A 20,717-nucleotide genomic window follows, 5' to 3' on the forward strand; every position below is an offset into this window, starting at 1 on the left:
ACCGCGTCATGCGCTGCTAATTAGATGCCCATGACATTCGCTACCGAAATCGAGGCTCCCTTGTCCTCTGGCAGCCTGACAAAAAACAGCCCCGAAAAAGTCGGGCTTATGCTCATCAATCTCGGTACGCCGGACGGCACCGAATATGGGCCGATGTGGCGCTACCTGCGCGAATTCCTGTCTGATCCCCGCGTCATCGAGCTGCCCCGCTGGGCCTGGTATCCGATCCTTTACGGCCTGGTCCTGACGACGCGGCCGAAGAAGTCCGGCGCAAACTACGCCAAGATCTGGAATCGCGAGAAGAACGAGTCGCCGCTACGCACCTACACGCGCGGTCAGGGCGAGAAGCTGGTGCAACGGCTTGGCGATCTTGCCAATGTCAGCGTCGACTGGGCGATGCGCTACGGTAGCCCGTCGACCCGCTCGGTGGTGGAAAAGCTGGTCGCCCAAGGCTGCGACCGCATCCTCACCTTCCCGCTCTACCCGCAATATTCGGCAACGACCACCGCCACTGCCAACGACCAGCTGTTCCGCGCGCTCATGACGATGCGGCGCGCGCCGGCCGTGCGCTCCGTTCCGCCCTATTATGCCGAGCCGGTCTACATCGACGCGCTCGCCCGCTCGGTCGAAAAACATCTCGCCACGCTGGATTTCGAGCCGGAAGTGGTGGTCGCCTCCTATCACGGCATTCCAAAGCCCTATGCGGACAAGGGCGATCCTTACCAGCAGCACTGCCTGGAAACGACACGCCTGCTGCGCGAACGGCTTGGCTGGAGCGAGGCGAAACTGATCTCCACCTTCCAGTCCCGCTTCGGCGCGCAGGAGTGGCTGCAGCCCTATACCGACAAGACGATGGAGCGGCTGGGCAAGGAAGGCATCAAGCGCATTGCCGTGCTCAATCCGGGCTTCTCGTCGGACTGCATCGAGACACTGGAAGAGATCGCACAGGAGGCGCAGGAAATCTTCCTGCATGCCGGCGGCGAGAAGTTTGCCCACATCCCCTGCCTGAACGACAGCCCGGAAGGCATGGACGTGATCGAGACCCTGGCGCGGCGCGAACTGGCCGGCTGGATCTGATCCGGCTCCCGGTATTCAGCCCGGACAGGGCTGCAGTCCCCAGCAGAACCACCTCCCCCGATTGTAACGGCAGTGAAACGCACTTAAGTGTTTCGTGAGCTGTTGGGGTGGCCCGGGTCCATAGGACGCGCAAGGATGCTCCGGCACGCTTGAGCTGCGCATCGTGCCTGCGGGAATCGATCTGATTTCAGGCTGCTGCGCGGATCTCGCCACGGCGTCGGCAATTGAGGGAGAGCCGAATGGATTTCAGCGGTTTCACGGGTTTCGACATCGCGATCGTCGTTCTGGTCGCACTGGTCCTCATCCTGCTTTTCAAAGGCATCCGCACGGTGCCTCAGGGCTTCAACCATACGGTCGAGCGTTTCGGCCGCTACACCAAGACACTGACGCCGGGCCTCAACATCATCAATCCCATCTTCGAGCGCATCGGCGCCAAGATGAACATGATGGAGCAGGTGCTCGATGTTCCGACCCAGGAAATCATCACCCGCGACAACGCCATTGTCGGCGTCGACGGCATCGCCTTCTACCAGATCCTGAATGCGGCGCAGGCCGCCTATCAGGTGGCGGGACTGGAGAATGCCATCCTCAACCTGACCATGACCAACATCCGCACGGTCATGGGTTCGATGGACCTGGACGAGTTGCTTTCCAACCGTGATGCCATCAACGAGCGCCTGCTGCGCGTGGTCGACGAGGCTGCCCATCCATGGGGCGTCAAGATCACCCGCGTCGAGATCAAGGACATCAACCCGCCGGCCAATCTGGTCGACTCGATGGCCCGCCAGATGATGGCAGAGCGCGACAAGCGTGCGCAGATCCTGGCCGCCGAAGGTCTGAAGCAGTCCCAGATCCTCGAAGCCGAAGGCCGCCGCGAAGCCGCCTTCCGTGACGCGGAAGCGCGCGAGCGCTCCGCCGAAGCCGAGGCACGCGCCACGCAGGTGGTGTCGGAAGCCATCGCCAAGGGCGACGTGCAGGCGATCAACTACTTCGTGGCACAGAAATACACCGAGGCGCTGGCCAAGATCGGCACGGCCGGCAATTCCAAGATCGTATTGATGCCGATGGAGGCCTCGTCACTGATCGGCACCCTCGGCGGCATCGGCGAGATCGCCAAGGAAGTGTTCAAGGGCGACGGCCCGGGCGCGCAGCGGCAGACGGCACGCCCGCCGCTGGTCCGTCCGAACGAAAGCTGATTGCGGAGCACGGCCATGCTGCAGCGGCTTCTTCTGGAACTCGGCCCCTGGAACTGGATGGTTCTCGGCTTTGCGCTGCTGGTGGCGGAAATCCTCGCCCCCGGCGTCTTCCTGTTGTGGATCGGCATAGCCGCGCTGTTGATCGGCGCGGCCTCGCTTGTGCTGTGGGACGCCGCCTTCTGGACCTGGCAAGCGCAGGTGCTGTCTTTCCTGGTGCTGGCCTTGCTGTCGGCCTATGCCGGCAAGCGCTTCTTCAGCAGCAAACGCGAGAGCAGCGACCAGCCGCTGCTCAACCGGCGCGGCGAACAGATGATCGGCCGCACCGCGACACTGGCCGAACCGATCCGCGAAGGCCGTGGCCGCATCCAACTCGGTGACACACTGTGGCGGGTTTCAGGGCCGGATCTGCCGGCTGGTGCGCGTGTGCGGGTGACGGGCGCAGCGGAAACCGACCTGGAACTGACCGTCGAAAAGATCTGACTTTCAGCGTTCCATGCAGCAGCGCGGCGGCTGCCCGCCGCGCGCAGATCAGGCGGCGCCGATACGGAACAGGTCGTGGAAATGCACGAGGCCGACAGGCATCTCGTTCTCCACCACCACCAGCGCGCCGATGTCGTGCTTGTTGATCAGGCTGATCGCCGCGCCAGCCATCAGGCTCGGCTCGATCGTCTTCGGCGACTTGGTCATGATGTCGTCGACGGTCGCTTCGGCGAGGTTCCGGTGCAGGTTGCGCCCAAGATCGCCGTCGGTGATGATGCCGACCAGCTTGCCTGCGCCATCGACCACGCACACGCAGCCGGCCTTCTTCTCCGCCAGCGTCTGCACCGCTTTCGGCATTTTGGTGCCGAGCGGGACGACGGGGATCTGGTCGCCTGTGCGCATGATCTCGGAGATCAGCATCAGGTTGGCGCCCAGCTGGCCGCCAGGATGGAACGTGCGGAAATGGTCCGGCGTGAAACCGCGCGCTTCCAGCAGCGCAATCGCCAGCGCGTCGCCTATCACCAATTGCAGCAGCGTCGAAGTGGTTGGCGCAAGCCCGTGCGGACAGGCTTCCGGCGTCTTCGGCAACGCCAGCACGACATCGGCTGCGCGCCCCAGCGCCGATTTTTCGCCGGATGTCAGCCCGATCAACGGGATCGAGAAACGCCGCGAATAGGCGATGATGCTTTTCAACTCCACGCTTTCGCCCGACCAGGACAGCGCGATGATGGCGTCATCCGGCGCGATCATGCCGAGATCGCCATGTGTCGCCTCGGCGGCATGGACGAAGAAGGCGGGCGTGCCGGTGGAGGCAAGGGTCGCCGCGATCTTGGTGCCGATATGGCCGCTCTTGCCGACCCCGGTCACGATGACGCGACCAGTGATCCTGGACAGGACATCGACGGCCTGCGCGAAAGGCTCGGCCAGGCCATCGTTCAGCGCGGTACTGAGCGCGACCAGGCCGGTCTGCTCGGTGGCCACGGTCCTAAGCGCCGACGCGATGGCGGCCTGACGATCCGCCGGCTTCTTCTTCAAGCTTGCAGCATGCATGGACGAAGCGATTATCCTTTCCAGCTTCGTCTGTCCATTTCATTCGTTTGCCGGCCACACGGCATCCAAACCTAACACTCCATTAACCATCCCAATTTACGGTTCGGTAAGCATGGCGCCAGGGGTGTGCGTCGCAAACGTGTGGTAATGATGTCGCGGGCCCAGCCTGACAAAAGCAGCCAAGGAAAGACGGCCGCCAGCGCTCTGCTGCTGGCCGCAACGGCTTTGCCCTTGCTGGTGACATCAGCCGCCTTTGCCCAGCAACTCGACCTGCGGGGCCCGCTCGACGAGCAGACCATCCCGCAGAATCAGCTCCGCGGGCTGCCGCCGGTAGGTCAGCGTGGCGCCATTGGCTTGCCACCACTCAACCGTGCTGCCGGCGCCCAGCCTCAAGGTATCGCACCAGCCGAAGGTATTCCGAATCCGGCCTATCAGCCCGCCAGCCCGGGCGCACTGCCGGACGATCCCAACGTACTGGGTGGCGCCCCGCTTGGTGCTCCCAACCCGTTGGATGCCGCACGACCCGCAGACCCGAACGCGCCAGGCGCGGCCCAGGCGGCGGATCCTTTCGCAGACCAAGCGGCACCGGCAACCCGCCGGCAGACCGCGGGCGCGGCAGGACGGCGCCCCACCAACCCTCAGGATGCCCGGCAGCGCGCCCGAAACGGAGCGACCGCGGCGCAGGACGGAGATCAGGCCAATCCCGACCAGGCCAACCCCGCACAGGCCAATACTGCACGAGCAAGACGCAACCCGGCCCGCCGACCCGGCACTGCGGCCACGCCAGAGGGGCAGGAAGTCGACCGCAATGTCCGCACCGCGACGATCGACACACCAGATCGCGCTCCGCTCGATCCGCGCGAGGCTCGCACGGGAGGGATCGAAGGTGGTGTGCTGCGACGGGACGATACGCCCTACGCCCCTCTCGGCATCAAGGTCGGCACATTCACTCTGAGGCCGTCCCTGGAACAGGGCGTGCTCGCCACGTCGAACGCCAGCAACAGCGCCTTCGGCCGTGCTGCGACGATCTCGCAAAGCACGCTTCGCCTCAACGCGACGTCCGATTGGGCCACCAATTCGGCCGTTGTCGACGGCAATTTGAATTATCAGAAGAGCCTTTCCGGCCAGGACCTCAAGGAATGGCGTGGCAGCCTGCAAGGCACGTTCAATGTCGACCTCGATCATGATTGGCGTGCCGTCGCCAGGCTTGGTTTCGATACGGCGCCGGAAGGCGCCGCCTCGCCGGAAGGCGTAGCAGGCGCAGTCACGCAGCCACAGCGCAAGACCTTCAACGGCAGCCTTGCCCTGCAGAAGGAAGTCGGCAAGCTGCGCCTCGGCCTGACCGGCGGGGCCGAACGCACTATCTATGGCGACGCGACGCTCAGCGACGGCACGACCCAGTCGCAGGAGACCCGCAACTCGACGCTCTACACCACCACCTTGCGCGGCGGGTACCAGATCTCGCCGGCGCTGACTCCCTTCGCCGAGGTCGAAATCGGCCGGCGCGTCTTCGACGAAACGGTCGACCTCAGTGGCTATGAGCGTTCGTCGAAGCGGCTCGGCCTGCGCGGCGGCGTTGAGCTCGATCTGGGCGAGAAGCTGAACGGCGAGATGTCGGTCGGCTGGCTGCGCCAGAATTTCGACGACAGCCGGCTGCTTTCGATGTCAGGCGCGACGGTGGCAGCAAATTTGCGCTGGTCGCCTGTACGCGGCACCATCGTCGGGTTCAACGGCCAGACCGTCCTGGAGGATACCACCACCCCCGGCCAGAGCGGCTCGGTGCTCTACACCACGGGCATCACCCTGGAGCGCCAGATGCGCGCCAATCTAACCGGAAACGCGGCATTGGGCTTTTCGTATCGTGACTACAAGAACACCGGCGATCATGACCTGATCTACAGTGCCCAGATCGGCGCGACCTGGTGGCTCAACCGCTATCTTGGCCTGACGTCTTATGTGCGCCACGAGCGGCTGACCAGCAACATCGAGAACCGCGACAGCAAGACCAACAGCGTCTATCTCGGCCTCACCATGCAGCGCTAGCGCAATTCCCGAAAGAGTGCGTAGCGGTTTTCCGTCCGCAACTGCTTCAGAACGAAGGGGGAAAAGCGGCAACGATCCAATTGCCGCTGCAACATATTGCAAAACGTATCCGGCCGGGTAGCGAACCCGGCCGATGACGGTCAGACTGCGGACGTCTTGATACCGGCGTTCTCGAACTCGTCCAGCAGGCCACGGATGACACCGGCCATGCTGCTGTCGGTCCCCTCGCGCCACAGGGCGAAGGCGACGTTGGCTTCGACGAAACCCTCCGGCGAGCCGCAATCGAAGGTCCGGCCACGATAGTGGTAGCCGTAGAACGACTGGTTGTTCATCAGCTTCAACATGCCGTCGGTCAGCTGGATCTCGTTGCCGGCGCCGCGCTCCTGGTTTTCCAGGATCCGGAAGATCTCCGGCTGCAGGATGTAGCGGCCGTTGATGTAGAAATTCGACGGCGCCGTACCCTTTTTCGGCTTCTCCACCATTTCGGTGATGCGGAACCCGGTGTGAGTGTCCTCGCCGCGGCCGACAATGCCGTATTTATGCGCCTCGGCCGGGTCGCATTCCTGTACGGCGATGATGTTGTTGCCCGTCTCCTCGTAGAGTTCGACCATGTCCCTCATGCAGCTTTTCTGCGACTGCATGATCATGTCCGGCAGCAACAGGGCGAAGGGTTCGTCGCCGACGAGTTCGCGTGCACACCACACGGCGTGGCCGAGGCCCAGCGGCACTTGCTGGCGGGTAAACGAAGTCTGGCCAGGCGCCGGCTGCAGGCGCTGCAAGCGCTCGAGAACCTGATCCTTGCCGCGCTGGGCGAGCGTATCATAAAGCTCGAACTGCACGTCGAAATGGTCTTCGATCACCGCCTTGTTGCGACCAGTGACGAAAATGAAGTGTTCTATACCGGCTTCCCGTGCTTCATCGACCACATACTGGATGACGGGCCTGTCGACGACGGTCAGCATTTCCTTCGGAATGGCCTTGGTAGCCGGAAGAAAGCGCGTGCCGAGGCCCGCGACCGGAAAAACTGCCTTTCTGACTTTTCTCATCGATCCATCATCCGTTGCGGGTAACCCCTTTGCCGGGACATTCTCATGCCGGAATTGAAGACTAGAGCAATTCCAGCAAGAGTGTGCAACGGTTTTGCGTCCGGAATTGCGCAAAAACAAGGAGTTAGAGTGTTTCCGTGTCTCCGCTGACGCGGAAACCCTCTAATGAACGGCTGCACGCTTCCTGTCAAAATTTCTGTCGGTTGTGTTTTTGTAGACCGGCCGCTCTATGGTAAACCAAATCCTAACCGGCTTCGGTCATGAATGCTCTTCCTGCGATGAAAATGGAGGACATGATGCCCTTTCGCACCGCCGCTAGAGCGTTTTCGTTCTTTACGAAAACGCGGGTAAGCTCTAGCTCTTTGTTTTTGCGCAATTCCGGACGCAAAACCGCTGCGCACTTTTGCTGGAATTGCTCTAAACGACTTGCCAGTCTTGCCACGGCGACGGCGCTGTCGATTGCCTTGCTGATCCCGGCCGGGCCAGCGCAAGCCGATGCCGGCTTCCGCAACTGGGTTGCTTCGTTCCGCGCCACCGCCGTGCAATCGGGCGTGTCGGGTGCAGTCTATGACGAGGCATTCCGTAACATCAGGGATCCTGACCTGGAAGTGCTTGAAAAGGCACGTTTCCAGCCCGAATTCACCGCCCCTGCCTGGGATTATTTTGACAACCGGGTGCATGAGCAGTCGGTCGCCAACGGCCAGGCGATGGCACGCAAGTGGAAGCCGTGGCTGGACAAGATCGAAGCCCGTTTCGGCGTCGATCGCTACATCCTGCTCGCCATCTGGTCGATGGAATCCAACTATGGCGAGATGCTGAAGCGCACCGATGTCATGCGCAATGTCATCCGCTCGCTGGCGACGTTGGGCTATGGTGACAAGAAACGCTCAAAATTCGCCCGCACCCAGCTGATCGCAGCGCTCAAGATCCTGCAGACCGGCGATATCGATGAAAGCCATCTGCAAGGTTCGTGGGCCGGCGCGATGGGCCACACCCAGTTCATTCCGACAAGCTACCAGAGCTATGCGGTGGACTTCGACGGCAACGGCCGCCGCGACATCTGGAATTCGGTACCCGATGCGCTCGCGACCGCAGCCAATCTGCTCAAGAAGAATGGCTGGCAGTCGGGCAAGACCTGGGGTTACGAAGTGGCCCTGCCCGACGGCAAGATGCCGGGCGGCTCCATGTCTCTCGCCAAATGGCAGTCGCTTGGTGTTGCTCGCGCCAGCGGCAAGCCGTTCAGGAATGGTGCCGACAAGGCCGAGCTAAAGCTGCCGGGCGGCCGCGAAGGCCCAGCCTTCCTGGTGACCCGGAACTTCCAGGTGATCAAGCGCTACAACAACGCCGACAAGTATGCCTTCGCCGTCGGCCTGCTCGCCGACCAGATCGCCGGTTACGGCACATTGGTGAACGACTGGAGCCGGCCATTCACCAAGCTGAGCTTCGCTGAAAAGCAGGAATTGCAGCAACGTCTGGCCGATCACGGCTACTACAGCGGCAATTTTGACGGCAAGATAGGCCAGGCTTCCAAGGATGCCATCATGGCCTATCAATCCAAGGTCGGCTTGACCCCCGACGGCAATCCCAGCATGGAAGTGCTGAAGACGCTGCGGCGGCGGTAAGCGCCCTCAGCACCTGAAGAGAGGCGATCCGGCCCGGCCGGATCGCCCATGTCACAAACGGAGAGGCAGCTTGGCGGCGGCAACGCGCTTGATGGCAGGACTACGCCGGCTGCCGTTGCTCCTCGTGGCAGCGGCCATGTTGCTGGTTGGCACGGCTGCAACGGTCCACGCTCCGGCCTTTGCACAGGAGGAAGAAGCGCGGCCATGGTCCCTGCGTGATCTCTTCTTCCCGCGTCGGAGCGAACGTGTGGCGCCGCCACCTGAAGATCGCTTTCCCGCGCGTCCGAAAAAGAAGAAGCCCGTCGTGCGCAAGCCTGCCGAGCCGCAGGTGCCGGTGGTCGAAAAGACGACCGATGCCCGCACCATCCTGGTCATTGGCGACTTCATGGCGAGCGGTCTGGCCGAAGGATTGAACGAGGTTTTTGCCAACAATCCTGCCATCCGTGTCGCAGACAAGGCCAAGGGCTCCTCGGGTTTCGTGCGCGATGATGTTTACAACTGGCCGCAGGAGATCGCGGCTCTCCTGACAGCCGAAAAGCCGGCTGCAGTCATCATCATGATGGGCTCCAACGACCGACAGCAGATGAAGGTAGGGGAAGAGCGCGAGCAACCGCGCACGGAAATCTGGACGAAGGCCTATGAACTGCGCACCGAGGCGCTTGCAAAAGCGCTGGCGAATTCGAAGATCCCCTATCTTTGGGTCGGCATGCCGGCCTTCAAGACCCAGAAGATGACCGCGGACATGCTGGCCTTCAACGGCATCTATCGCGCGGCGGCCGAGGCCTACAATGGCGAATTCGTCGACATCTGGGATGGTTTCGTCGACGAGAACGGCGCCTTCGTCTCGACCGGTCCCGACGTCAATGGCCAGCCGGTGCGCCTGCGTGCCGATGACGGCATCAATCTGACCCGCGGCGGCAAGCGCAAGCTGGCCTTTTATGCCGAAAAGCCGCTGATGAAGATCCTCGGCCTGTCAACGCCGGCGGCACCGGCATCCTTGCCGGCCGGTCCCCTGCCGTCGGGCCAGCCGGCGACGCCGGCCGCGCCCATGCCGGTCGACCGAACTGAACCGATGGCGCTTGGCGACCCCGCACTCGACGGCGGAACCGAATTGCTGGGGGCAACGCCGCCTGCAAAACCTGCCCTGATCCTTCCAGGCGAAAAGCTGGCCGTCCAGGGCATCGCGCCCGCGGCCTCACCTGGCCGCGCCGACGATTTCATAGTGAATAGGCAGTAGGCAGTAGGGAAATGACTTCTGCTGCCTCAACTCACCGCGGCAGCACGCTCGCTCCGGTCAGAGCCTCGTCGATCGCGCGCGCGGCTTGGCGACCTTCACGGATTGCCCATACCACCAGCGACTGGCCGCGGCGGATATCGCCGGCGGCATAGAGCCGGTCCACGCTGGTGCGGTAGTCATGATCGTTGGCGGCAACGTTCCTCGAACGGCGCACGTCGGTGATGATGTCGAGCTTGCCGTCCATCTCGGCGGTCACGCCACCGTCGATCGGACCGGCGAAGCCGATGGCGATGAAGGCAAGATCGGCGCGGATGACGAATTCCGTACCGGGGATCGGCTTGCGCTTCTCGTCCACCTCGCAGCACTTCACGCCGGTGAGCTGGCCTTCCTCACCGATGAACTCCAGCGTCGCCACCTGGAACTCGCGCTCGGCGCCTTCGGCCTGGCTGGAAGAGGTCCGCATCTTGGTCGCCCAATAGGGCCAGACCGCAAGCTTGTCTTCCTTTTCGGGTGGCTGCGGGCGGATGTCGAGCTGAGTGACGCGCACCGCACCTTGACGAAATGCCGTGCCGACGCAGTCGGAAGCGGTATCGCCACCGCCGACGACCACGACATGCTGGCCGGATGCCACGATCGGCTGCGACGCCCAGGCAACCGACTGGATGTCTTCGCCGCCGACACGCTTGTTCTGCTGCACGAGGTAAGGCATGGCGTCATGCACGCCTGCCAGATCGTCGCCAGGAATCCCGGCTGGACGCGGTGTTTCCGAACCGCCGCAATAGAGCACCGCATCATATTCGGCGAGCAGGTCCTCAACCTTCTTGTCGACACCGACATTGACACCGCAATGGAACGTCACGCCCTCGCCCGCCATCTGTTCGACGCGGCGGTCGATATAGTGCTTTTCCATCTTGAAGTCTGGAATGCCGAAGCGCAGCAGTCCACCGGGGCGGCTTTCGCGCTCGAAGACATGCACGTCATGGCCGGCGCGGCCAAGTTGCTGTGCGGCCGCCATGCCGGCCGGGCCCGACCCGATGATGGCAACTTTCTTGCCCGTCTTCTTCTCCGGGGGATACGGACGGACATAGCCGGTCTCGTAAGCCTTGTCGGCCAGCGCCTGCTCAACCGTCTTGATGGCCACCGGAATGTCTTCAAGGTTCAGCGTGCAAGCTTCTTCGCAGGGCGCCGGGCAGATGCGGCCGGTGAACTCCGGGAAATTGTTGGTTGAATGCAGGTTGCGGATCGCTGCATCCCAGTCGCCATTGTAAACGAGGTCGTTCCAGTCGGGGATCTGGTTGTGGATCGGACAGCCCGTCGGACCGTGGCAGAACGGAATGCCGCAATCCATGCAGCGCGCCGCCTGCTTTTCCACCTCCGGCTGCGACATCGGCAGCGTGAATTCGCGAAAATGCCGGATACGATCGGATGCCGGCTGGTACTTGTGCACCTGCCGGTCGATCTCGAGAAAACCTGTTACCTTGCCCATGTCTCGGTTCCTGTAGAGCACGTGGCGGGGTTACCGCCGCACCCGTTATCCTCATCCGGTCGCGAGCGCAACCGCGGGATCGGGTCAATGATTGGCTGCGTTGTGACGGGCGCCGGGAAGCGCTTGCTTCCCGGCTGACCGGATGCCTATTCGGCCGCCACGCTCATGCGGGCGCGCTCCATCTCCTGCAGCGCGCGGCGATATTCGACCGGCATGACTTTCCGGAATTTTGGCCGGAAGCTTGCCCAATTGTCGAGGATCTCCTTGCCGCGTGTCGAACCGGTGAAGTGCACATGGTTCGAGATCAGCTGATAGAGACGCTCCTCGTCATGACTGGTCATGTCGCCTGATACGTCGACGCGGCCCTTGTGGTCGATGTCGCCGCCATGATGGAGCAGTTTCTCCATCAGGTCGTCTTCTTCCGGAACCGGCTCGAGTTCGACCATGGCCATGTTGCAGCGGAGTGCGAAATCGCCCTCTTCGTCCAGCACGTAGGCAACGCCGCCCGACATGCCGGCAGCGAAGTTGCGACCGGTCTTGCCGATGACGACCACCACGCCGCCGGTCATGTATTCGCAGCCATGGTCGCCGACGCCTTCGACGACGGCCGCCGCACCGGAGTTGCGCACGGCGAAACGTTCGCCTGCAACGCCACGGAAGTAGCACTCACCTTCGATGGCGCCGTAGAGCACGGTGTTGCCGACGATGATGGAGTCCTCGGCGACAATCTTGGCGTCTTCCGGCGGACGGATGACGATGCGGCCGCCCGACAGGCCCTTGGCGACATAGTCGTTGCCGGCTCCGATCAGTTCGAACGACACGCCCCGCGCCAGGAAAGCGCCGAAGGACTGCCCGGCCGTACCGGTCAGCGTCACCTTGATGGTGTCTTCGCGCAAACCCTTGTGCCTGAAGCGCTTGGCGATCTCGCCCGACAGCATGGCGCCTGCGGAACGGTCGACATTGCGGATCGGCAGCGCGATCTCGACAGGCTGGCGCGCCTCGAGGGCCGGCTTGGCCTGTTCGATCATCTGGCGGTCGAGCACGTCGTCGATCGGATGTTTCTGGCGCTCGGTCCAGTGCACGGCCTCACGCGGCGCCTCGGGCTTATGGAACATCTTCGAGAAGTCCAGTCCGCGTGCCTTCCAGTGATTGATGACCTCGCGCTTTTCGAGAAGGTCGGTGTCACCGATAATCTGGTCGAGATGGGTGTAGCCCATTTCAGCCAGCAGTTCGCGCACCTCTTCCGCCACGTAGAAGAAGTAGTTGATGATGTGCTCCGGCGTGCCCTTGAAGCGCTTGCGCAGCACCGGATCCTGGGTGGCGACGCCAACCGGGCAGGTGTTGAGGTGACACTTTCGCATCATGATGCAGCCGGCGGCAATCAGCGGCGCCGTCGAGAAGCCGAACTCGTCGGCGCCAAGCAGCGCGCCGACGATGACGTCGCGGCCGGTGCGCAGGCCACCGTCGACCTGCAGCGCCACCCGGGAGCGCAGGCCGTTCAGCACCAGCGTCTGGTGTGTCTCGGCCAGCCCCATTTCCCAAGGTGAGCCGGCATGTTTGAGCGAAGTCAGCGGCGATGCGCCGGTACCACCGTCATAGCCTGAGATGGTGATATGGTCGGCGCGTGCCTTGGCAACGCCGGCCGCAACCGTACCGACGCCCACTTCCGACACCAGCTTCACCGACACGTCGGCTGTCGGGTTGACGTTCTTCAGGTCGTAGATCAGCTGCGCCAGATCTTCGATCGAATAGATGTCATGGTGCGGCGGCGGCGAGATCAGACCGACGCCGGGCGTCGAATGACGGACCTTGGCGATGGTCGCATCGACCTTGTGGCCGGGCAGCTGGCCGCCCTCGCCGGGCTTCGCGCCCTGCGCCACCTTGATCTGCATCATGTCGGAGTTGACGAGATATTCGGCGCTCACGCCGAAACGGCCCGACGCCACCTGCTTGATGGCCGAACGCTCGAGATTGCGGCCACCGCCGGGCAGCGGCAGATAGCGATCCGGCTCTTCGCCGCCTTCGCCGGTGTTCGACTTGCCGCCGATCGTGTTCATGGCGATCGCCAGCGTGGTGTGGGCTTCCCTCGAGATCGAGCCGAACGACATCGCGCCCGTAGAGAAGCGCTTCACAATGTCGGCCGCAGACATCACCTCTTCCAGCGCCACCTTCTTGCGGCCGGTCTCCTCGGCCAGCTTGACGCGGAACAGGCCGCGGATTTGCTGGGCGCGTGCCGTTTCGCTGTCGATCTGCTGCGAGAATTCCTTGAAAGTCGACCAAGAGCCCTTACGCACGGCATGCTGCAGCGTGGCCACCGCATCCGGCGTCCACATATGGGCTTCGCCGCGCATACGATACATGTACTCGCCACCAACCTGCAGGGTGGTGCGCAACACCGGATCGTCGCCAAAGGCATCGCCATGGCGTGACACCGTCTCCTCCGAAACCTCGTCGAGGCCGACGCCTTCGATCAGCGAAGCCGTGCCGGTGAAGTACTTCTCGATGAACTCGTTCTTCAAGCCTATCGCATCGAAGATCTGCGCGCCGCAATAGGATTGGTAGGTCGAGATACCCATCTTGGACATCACCTTGAGGATGCCCTTGCCGATGGACTTGATGTAGCGCGAGACGACTTCGGAGGCATCGACCTCTTCCGGCATTTCGCCCTTCTTGTGCATGTCGAGCAGCGTGTCGAAGGCCAGATAAGGGTTGATCGCCTCGGCGCCGTAGCCGGCGAGGCAGCAGAAATGGTGCACTTCGCGTGGCTCGCCCGATTCCACGACCAGGCCGACCGACGTGCGCAGCCCTTTGCGGATCAGGTGATGATGCACGGCTGCTGTCGCCAGCAGCGCCGGGATGGCGATGCGGTCCGGCCCGACCTGACGGTCGGACAGGATGATGATGTTGTAGCCGCCGGCAACAGCCGCTTCGGCACGGTCGCACAGGCGCTCGACAGCACCCGCCATGCCCGCCGCCCCTTCGGTGATCGAATAGGTGACGTCGATGGTCTTGGTGTCGAAACGGTCCTCGGTGTGGCCGATCGAACGGATCTTCTCCAGGTCGCCATTGGTCAGGATCGGCTGGCGCACTTCCAGCCGCTTCTTGCGGGAGGATCCAACCAGATCGAAGATGTTCGGCCGTGGCCCGATGAAGGACACCAGACTCATAACCAGTTCCTCGCGGATCGGATCGATCGGCGGGTTGGTGACCTGGGCGAAGTTCTGCTTGAAATAGGTGTAGAGCAGCTTCGACTTGTCCGACATCGCCGAGATCGGTGTATCCGTGCCCATCGAGCCGACCGCTTCCTGGCCGGTCACAGCCATCGGCGCCATCAGCAGCTTCAGGTCTTCCTGGCTATAGCCGAACGACTGCTGGCGATCGAGCAGGGTTACATCCTTGCGCAGTGCACGCGGCTCCACCGGGTTCAGGTCTTCCAGAACCAGCTGTGTGCGCTTCAGCCAATCCTTGTAGGGATGCTGCGCGGCGATCTCCTTCTTGATCTCCTCGTCCGAGATGATGCGGCCCTTGACCAGATCGATGAGCAGCATCTTGCCCGGCTGCAGGCGCCACTTGCGCACGATGTGCTTTTCCTCGACGGGCAGCACGCCGGCCTCGGAAGCCAGGATGACACGGTCATCATCGGTGACGATGTAGCGCGCCGGCCTCAGGCCGTTGCGGTCCAGCGTCGCACCGATCTGGCGCCCATCGGTGAAGCAGACGGCGGCGGGGCCGTCCCATGGCTCCATCAGCGCCGCATGGTATTCGTAGAAAGCCTTGCGGTCGGCATCCATCGACTTGTTGCCGGCCCAGGCTTCCGGGATCAGCATCATCATCGAATGCGCCAGCGTGTAGCCGCCCTGGAACAGGAACTCGAGCGCGTTGTCGAAACACGCCGTATCCGACTGTCCTTCATAGGAGATCGGCCACAGCTTGGAGATGTTGTTGCCGAACAGTTCGGAATCGACCGAGGCCTGGCGCGCAGCCATCCAGTTGTTGTTGCCGCGTACGGTGTTGATCTCGCCGTTGTGGGCGACCATGCGGTAGGGATGCGCCAGCTTCCACGACGGGAAAGTGTTGGTCGAAAAGCGCTGATGGACCAGGATCAGCGCGGTCTCGAAGCGTGGGTCCGCCAGGTCCTTGTAGTAGGCGCCGACCTGATACGCCAGGAACATGCCCTTGTAGACGATGGTGCGCGCCGACAGCGACACGCAGTAGGAGCCGATGTCCTTGTTGTTGTGCTCGGCATAGATACGGCCCGAAATCACCTTGCGCAGGAGATAGAGGCGCGCCTCGTATTCCTCGTCGTTGTCGATGTCCGGCGTGCGGCCGATGAACACCTGGCGGTGGAACGGCTCTGCGGCGGCGATGTCGGGTGCCTTGGACAGGGAAGAATTGTCGACAGGGACGTCGCGGAAACCGATGAGCGGCAAACCTTCCGACTGCGCCGACTCGGCGATGATCGCGTCCACATGAGCGCGCAATTCCGGATCCCGCGGCATGAACCAGTGGCCAACGCCATACTGGCCGGCTGGCGGCAGCTCGATATCCTGCTTGGCCATTTCCTCACGGAAGAAACGGTCGGGGATCTGCACCAGCACGCCGGCGCCGTCGCCCATCAGCGGATCCGCACCCACAGCGCCACGGTGGGTGAGATTTTCCAGCATGAACAGGCCGTCCTTGACGATCTGATGCGACTTCACGCCCTTCATCTGGGCGATGAAACCGACGCCGCAGGCATCATGCTCATTGCGCGGATCATACATGCCCTGCGCCGAGGGCGATCGGTCGAACAAGCCGGTAGTCGCGGCGGTGGTGGTTCGCAGGGCGGTTTTGACGGTGGCCGCTTTCGTCTGTGCAACCGGGGCAAAAACCGTCGTCACAGATGGCGTCACTTCCGTCATCGTCCTATCCTCTGCTTTGCGCCACTCGGACGCTTCTTCTCCATGGGAAGCTTGACACTTCCCTCTCCACACGTCTCGCACCTGTCGCGAAATCCTGGCAAACCATGCCGGGTATCGTCCGGCCGAGGTTCGGCCTGTCATCGCACGCCACTCGTGGCGGCAGCCGGACAAGCGTTGATCATACGCCAATCCAGCCTGGTTGGTATCGGTAAATAAGACAGCAATGCTGTCCTAAATTTGTATGACAGAAATCCCAGCACCGCACAAGACCGATTCGGAAATTTTCCAGCCGATTGGCGAAAGAAAATTACGCCACATCCATCACCACGGAAACTTTCTGGCCCGATAGCATAAATGGCCTCTGGCTCCAAACATCCGGCCAGCGTTGGACCTTGCGGAGCGGACCGGAATGCGGTCATGGTTCGCGCCTTCCCCAAAAGCCAGGAATGGGCTCCGAAAGCATGTTTTTCGCCTCCGACAACTGGGCCGGCGCCCACCCCAAGGTTGCCGCCGCGCTCAATGCGCACAACAGCGGCTTTGCCGCGGCCTATGGCGACAGCGATCTGGACAAGGCCGTCGCGCAACGCTTCAGCGATATCTTCGAACGCGAGGTCGCGGTTTTCTTCGTGGCAACCGGCACCGCCGCCAACTCGCTTTCGCTCACCGCCTACAACAAACCCGGCGGCATCACCTTCTGTCATCGCGAATCGCATATCGTCGAGGACGAATGTGGCGCACCGGAGTACTTCACCGGAGGTTCGCGGCTGCGGCCTGTCGACGGCGCGCTTGGCCGCATCGACCCGGCTGCGCTCGAGCAGGCAATCGAGCGTTTTGCCGGAGAGGTCGTCCATGCCGGCAGGCCGATGGCGATCTCCATCACCCAGTCGACCGAAACAGGGACGGTCTACGGGCTCGATGACATCGAAGTCATTTCCAGGCTTGCCAGCCGCTACGGCTTGCCGCTGCATATGGACGGCGCTCGTTTTGCCAACGCGCTCGCCTCGCTTGAAGCTACACCGGCCGAAATGACCTGGAAGCGCGGCGTCGACATCCTGTCCTTCGGCGGCACAAAGAACGGCTGCTGGTGTGCGGAAGCGATCGTTCTGTTCGATCTCGACCGCGCCAGGGAACTCGCATTCCTGCGCAAGCGTGCTGCGCAGCTGTTTTCCAAGTCGCGCTTCATCGCTGCCCAGTTCGATGCCTATTTTAAGGACGGGCTGTGGATGGAGACCGCCCATCATGCCAACGCCATGGCCGCGCGCCTCGCCGCGGCGGTCGAGGACGGTGCGACATCGAGGCTGGCATGGCTGCCGCAGGCCAACGAGGTTTTTGCGATCCTCGACAAGAAGAAAGCCGAGCGGCTTCTGGCTTCGGGCGCAGCCTTCTACGACTGGCACAAGCCCCACGGCTTCGACGGTCATGTCGGCGAGAACGAGGGGCTCTATCGCTTCGTAACGAGCTTCGCCACCACCGAAAAAGACGTCGACCGCTTCGCTGAACAACTCAGGGCCTGAAGCTCAAAGAAAGCAACTGCCATGACGGTGATGTACCAGGTCGACGCCTTTTCGGATCGTATCTTCGGCGGCAATCCGGCCGCCGTGCTCATTCTCGACGATTGGCTGCTGGAAGATGTCATGCAGTCCATCGCTGCCGAAAACAATCTGGCTGAAACAGCTTTTGCCAGGCCGAATGGCAAAGGCTGGGACCTGCGCTGGTTCACGCCGGTCCATGAAGTCGAGTTTTGCGGCCACGCCACACTGGCAACCGCGCACGCGCTTGCCGCACACCACGGCGTGGCCGGCGAAATGGCCTTCTCGACACGTGTCGGCGAACTGCGTGTTGCCCGCGTCGACGGCGGCTATCGCATGGACCTGCCGAGCTTTCCGCCGGAGCCACTGCCTGACCTGCCCGCACCGATCGCCGAACTGTTCGCCGATATCGACCACCATGCCTTCCGCAATTTCGAGAACATCTTCGTCGAATTGTCGAACGAAGCCGCCGTCCGTGCCTTCGTGCCAGATCTGGCAAAAATAGCGACTTTGAAGCTGCAAGGGTTGGTCATCACCGGCAAGAGCGACAGCTACGACTTCGTTTCGCGCTATTTCGCGCCGGGCGCCGGTATCCCGGAGGACCCGGTCACCGGCTCTATCCACGCGACGCTCGTTCCCCATTGGGCGGGAAAGCTCGGCACAAACCACTTGTCCGCGTTCCAGGCTTCGGCACGCGGCGGCCACCTTCTATGTGAACTTTCCGGCGATAGCGTCCTGATCACCGGCAAGGCGGTGACGTTCATGAAGGCGGAACTTCATCTGACATGATGCGCTCGGGCGCTGTTTTGTGTAAAATCGTCTACTGACGCTTGGAGCGGTTCCGTTTTTCTCGAAAACGCGGAAACGCTCGAAGTTTTGTTTTCGTCGCATTTTTGTGACGCCAAGTGATTCCACTTGGCTACAAAGTGTTCTGGGGAAACGACATGCCCTCCACCGAATTGCTCATCGCCTTTTTCATCACGACCTCGGTTTTTGCCTACATCCCCGGACCTGCCATGCTGTACGCAACGGCACAGACCATCGCGCGCGGCCGTTGGTCGGGTTTCATGGCGGCCGTCGGCATTCATCTCGGCTGTACGGTGCATGTCATCGCCGCGGCTGCTGGGCTTTCGGTGCTCTTCCACGCCGTCCCTGTTCTCTATCTTGTGGTCAAGCTCGCCGGTGCCGCCTATCTGGTCTGGCTTGGCATCTCGATGTTGCGCGCAAAGTCTGACGGCGGCGAAATCAATCCTCACGCCATCGGTGCGAAATCGGGCCGCCGCGCCTTCGTGGAGAGCATTACCGTCGAGGTGCTCAATCCGAAAACGGCATTGTTCTTCCTCGCCTTCCTGCCGCAGTTCATCGACGCCTCCGCCACGCTCCCGGTCTGGGCGCAATTTCTCATCCTGGGTAGCCTCGCCAACCTGATCTTTTCTTCAGCCGACATCGTTTGCGTCATGCTCGCGGGCGTTCTCGTCACGCGTCTGAGGCGCTCCAGCGGCGCGCAGCGCATGATGCGCCGCGCCGGTGGCGCGCTGCTGGTCGGGCTCGGCGCCCACCTGGCTCTGCAGAGAACCTGATCGCGCCCCTCCTCGTGGAATGACCGGATCGACACAGTCGAATTCCTTCTGACACACCCTTGACTTAAAGTTTACTTGAACTTGTAGAACACTCGCTCGATCGATCCGGATGGCTACTGGGCTCCGGACGAAAGGCCCCCTTCGCGCCATGATGGACGCGACGGACTGGCCGGCCCAAAGAAGATGGAGACGAGCATGACAATGGCGCAATCGATGGCTCCCATGGCGGCAGCGCGATCGACGCTCGGTTGCAAGATTACGCTTCTCATGGTTGCGACCCTGACGATCATGGCCGGTACCACGATCTCGCCATCGCTACCGGCCATCGAGGCGCATTTCGCAGGCGTTGAAGGCGTCAAGCTGCTCAGCCGCATGGTGTTGACGCTGCCCGCTTTGTTCGTTGCCTTCTGCGCACCATTGATCGGCGGTCTGGCCGATCGTTATGGCAGGCTGCGCCTGCTGATCGGCTCGATCCTGCTATATGCCTTTTCTGGCATTTCGGGTCTGTTCGTGGACAGCCTGCCAGCGCTGCTTGCCGGCCGCGCCGCGCTCGGCATCGCCATCGGCGGCATCATGACGCTCACCACCGCGCTCGTCGGCGACTACTTCAGTGGCAGCGAGCGCGAGCGCTATCTGGGATTGCAGCAGGCATTCACCGGCATAGGCGGCGTCGCCTTCGTCGCTGCGGGCGGCATTCTCGCCGACTATCACTGGCGCGCGCCCTTCGCGATCTATGCCGTGGCTTTCGCCATCGTCCCGGCTGCCATGGCATTCTTGGCCGAACCCGCGCGATCTGCGTCGAATATGCCGCAAACCACGGAAAACCTGTCCGAACGGGCGGTTCTGTGGATGCCGGTCGCCGCCTTGTGTGCGGTCGCCTTCCTCGTCAACATGATCTTCTATTTCATCCCGTCGCAACTGCCTTTCTATCTGCGTGTGGTCGGTATCGGCGCAGCAAGCAGTGCGGGTTTCGCGCTCGGTCTGCACAATCTGGTCATGGCCGGCTCGGCCTTGGCCTATGGTCGGCTGCGCGCCCGGTTTTCGGTGCCGTCCATCTTCGTGTTCGGCCTCTGCCTGATGACGTTGGGCTTTGTGCTGGTCGCCTTTTCAACGATGATGCCATCCGTCCTGCTTGCCATGGCGATTGCCGGTGCTGGCCTTGGTCTGACCATACCCAATCTGATGTCAGGCATCATCGCGCAGGCTACCCCTGCCACGCGTGGACGGCTGGCAGGCATGGTGACGGCGTCGATGTTCATCGGTCACTTCACGTCGCCGTTTGTCAGTCAGCCTTTGATCGAGGCCATCGGCTTTCAGGAGAGCTATCTTGCCGCTGCCTGCGGGCTTGCCGCACTCGCGATCGTCTGTGCCGTCATCTCGCTGAACCGCAAAAGCGACGTGTAGGCGGCGTTCCATCCCGGATCGAAAAAAAAGCGGCGCCTTGCGGCACCGCTTTCCTTTTCAGAAGAC

At 62.4% G+C, this 20,717-nt stretch carries 14 protein-coding genes; 10 read left to right on the forward strand and 4 right to left on the reverse strand.

The annotated features are described in order from the left end of the window. Positions 1-30: 30 nt before the first annotated feature. The 3 genes from hemH to AC3WTO_RS18765 all read left to right on the forward strand — a co-directional run bounded on the left by hemH (position 31) and on the right by AC3WTO_RS18765 (position 2,753). Positions 31-1,077 (forward strand): ferrochelatase, encoded by a 1,047-nt coding sequence (gene hemH / locus AC3WTO_RS18755; RefSeq protein ID WP_492462305.1) that lies wholly within the window; start codon positions 31-33, stop codon positions 1,075-1,077. A gap of 239 nt (positions 1,078-1,316) precedes the next feature. Beyond that, complete coding sequence (locus tag AC3WTO_RS18760) at positions 1,317-2,273, forward strand: SPFH domain-containing protein (RefSeq protein WP_492462307.1); 957 nt, start codon at positions 1,317-1,319, stop codon at positions 2,271-2,273. A 15-nt stretch (positions 2,274-2,288) separates the two neighbouring features. Continuing rightward, entirely contained in the window at positions 2,289-2,753 is a 465-nt protein-coding gene (locus AC3WTO_RS18765) for an NfeD family protein (protein WP_492462309.1), read from the forward strand. A gap of 48 nt (positions 2,754-2,801) precedes the next feature. On the opposite strand, the gene AC3WTO_RS18770 is transcribed toward AC3WTO_RS18765, so the two are convergent. Continuing rightward, positions 2,802-3,803, reverse strand: a complete 1,002-nt coding sequence (locus AC3WTO_RS18770; RefSeq protein WP_492462311.1) for a KpsF/GutQ family sugar-phosphate isomerase — start codon at positions 3,801-3,803, stop codon at positions 2,802-2,804. Positions 3,804-3,929: 126 nt separating this feature from the next. Here AC3WTO_RS18770 and AC3WTO_RS18775 point away from each other — a divergent pair, with 126 nt between their 5' ends. After that, entirely contained in the window at positions 3,930-5,846 is a 1,917-nt protein-coding gene (locus AC3WTO_RS18775; protein ID WP_492558428.1) for an outer membrane beta-barrel protein, read from the forward strand. A 140-nt stretch (positions 5,847-5,986) separates the two neighbouring features. Here the strand turns inward: AC3WTO_RS18775 and galU are convergent, their stop codons facing one another. After that, complete coding sequence (gene galU / locus AC3WTO_RS18780; protein ID WP_492462315.1) at positions 5,987-6,892, reverse strand: UTP--glucose-1-phosphate uridylyltransferase GalU; 906 nt, start codon at positions 6,890-6,892, stop codon at positions 5,987-5,989. A gap of 464 nt (positions 6,893-7,356) precedes the next feature. On the opposite strand from galU, the gene AC3WTO_RS18785 reads away from it, so the two are divergent. Both AC3WTO_RS18785 and AC3WTO_RS18790 read left to right on the forward strand, forming a co-directional pair. Continuing rightward, the gene (locus tag AC3WTO_RS18785; RefSeq protein WP_492462317.1) at positions 7,357-8,514 is read left to right on the forward strand and encodes a lytic murein transglycosylase; all 1,158 of its coding nucleotides are present in this window, start codon (positions 7,357-7,359) and stop codon (positions 8,512-8,514) included. 70 nt (positions 8,515-8,584) lie between these two features. Beyond that, positions 8,585-9,751: an SGNH/GDSL hydrolase family protein gene (locus tag AC3WTO_RS18790; protein WP_492462319.1), complete on the forward strand. Its 1,167-nt coding sequence runs from the start codon at positions 8,585-8,587 to the stop codon at positions 9,749-9,751. Positions 9,752-9,782: 31 nt separating this feature from the next. Here AC3WTO_RS18790 and AC3WTO_RS18795 read toward each other — a convergent pair whose 3' ends face one another. Together AC3WTO_RS18795 and gltB are read right to left on the reverse strand one after the other, a co-directional pair. Then, positions 9,783-11,237: a glutamate synthase subunit beta gene (locus AC3WTO_RS18795; protein ID WP_492462321.1), complete on the reverse strand. Its 1,455-nt coding sequence runs from the start codon at positions 11,235-11,237 to the stop codon at positions 9,783-9,785. 146 nt (positions 11,238-11,383) lie between these two features. Continuing rightward, positions 11,384-16,138 carry a glutamate synthase large subunit gene (gene gltB, locus AC3WTO_RS18800; protein ID WP_492462323.1) on the reverse strand — a complete coding sequence of 1,585 codons (4,755 nt, stop codon included), beginning with the start codon at positions 16,136-16,138 and terminating at the stop codon, positions 11,384-11,386. A gap of 461 nt (positions 16,139-16,599) precedes the next feature. On the opposite strand from gltB, the gene AC3WTO_RS18805 reads away from it, so the two are divergent. The 4 genes from AC3WTO_RS18805 (at position 16,600) to AC3WTO_RS18820 (ending at position 20,651) form a co-directional block, all read left to right on the forward strand. Beyond that, the gene (locus AC3WTO_RS18805; RefSeq protein ID WP_492462325.1) at positions 16,600-17,652 is read left to right on the forward strand and encodes a threonine aldolase family protein; all 1,053 of its coding nucleotides are present in this window, start codon (positions 16,600-16,602) and stop codon (positions 17,650-17,652) included. 21 nt (positions 17,653-17,673) lie between these two features. Beyond that, on the forward strand, positions 17,674-18,456 hold the full coding sequence (locus AC3WTO_RS18810) for a PhzF family phenazine biosynthesis protein (RefSeq protein ID WP_492462327.1): 783 nt from the start codon (positions 17,674-17,676) through the stop codon (positions 18,454-18,456). 155 nt (positions 18,457-18,611) lie between these two features. Then, positions 18,612-19,247: a LysE family translocator gene (locus AC3WTO_RS18815; protein WP_492462329.1), complete on the forward strand. Its 636-nt coding sequence runs from the start codon at positions 18,612-18,614 to the stop codon at positions 19,245-19,247. Between the two features lie 195 nt (positions 19,248-19,442). After that, positions 19,443-20,651: an MFS transporter gene (locus AC3WTO_RS18820; RefSeq protein WP_492462331.1), complete on the forward strand. Its 1,209-nt coding sequence runs from the start codon at positions 19,443-19,445 to the stop codon at positions 20,649-20,651. The last annotated feature ends 66 nt before the right edge of the window (positions 20,652-20,717 follow it).

The organism is Mesorhizobium sp. EU05-FHT14A09 (assembly GCF_058790995.1).